1 protein-coding gene and 1 pseudogene are annotated in these 619 nt (G+C 60.3%); both read left to right on the forward strand.

Going from position 1 to position 619, the window contains the following annotated elements; translation table 11 throughout:
• A partial coding sequence (locus ACFC3J_RS22890; RefSeq protein WP_375198201.1) for an energy transducer TonB occupies positions 1–341 on the forward strand: 341 nt, incomplete at its 5' end.
• Positions 342–438: 97 nt separating this feature from the next.
• A pseudogene (locus ACFC3J_RS22895) lies at positions 439–619 on the forward strand (MotA/TolQ/ExbB proton channel family protein); the annotation flags it as partial.

Below are 619 nucleotides of genomic sequence, written 5' to 3' on the forward strand. Positions count from 1 at the left end.
CTGCGCCGCCGCCTGCGCCTCCGGCACCGCCGCCGCCGCCTTCCAAGGCTTCGGGTGCATCGCCGCGTGGCAACCCGGGCAGCTGGGCAACCCCCAACGATTACCCCGCTCGCGCACTGCGTGAAGAGCGTGCTGGTACCACTCGTTTCCGCGTCACCATCGGTCCCGACGGCCGTGTGACGAACTGCGAGATCACCGGATCGAGCGGCCATGCCGACCTCGACGAGGCGACCTGCAAGAACGTGACCCGCAGGGCGCGCTTCAAGCCGGCTCTCGACGCTGCCGGAAACGCGATTTCGGATACCTATTCGAACGCGGTTCGCTGGGAAATTCCGAAGTAACATTTGGACTGGATGCCGCTGCGGCGGATTGGGTTTTGGTTCTAGACGCACCGATTTTTCACGCGGCGCTCTATCTATTTTCTGAGAGGAAGTTTTGATGTTGATTGAAATGCTGGCTGCGGCTGCAGGTGAAGCGCCGAAAAACGCTTTCGGTTTCGCGGAAGCTCTCGAGCAGGGCGGTGTAATCGCTTACGCCACCGTCGTTATCCTGGGTATCATGTCGTTCGGTTCGTTCTTCATCCTGTTCACCAAGCTGTTCGAACAGCAGAAGGTGCTTT

Origin of the sequence: Sphingobium sp. (genome assembly GCF_041987595.1) — a bacterium.
GTDB lineage: Bacteria > Pseudomonadota > Alphaproteobacteria > Sphingomonadales > Sphingomonadaceae > Sphingobium.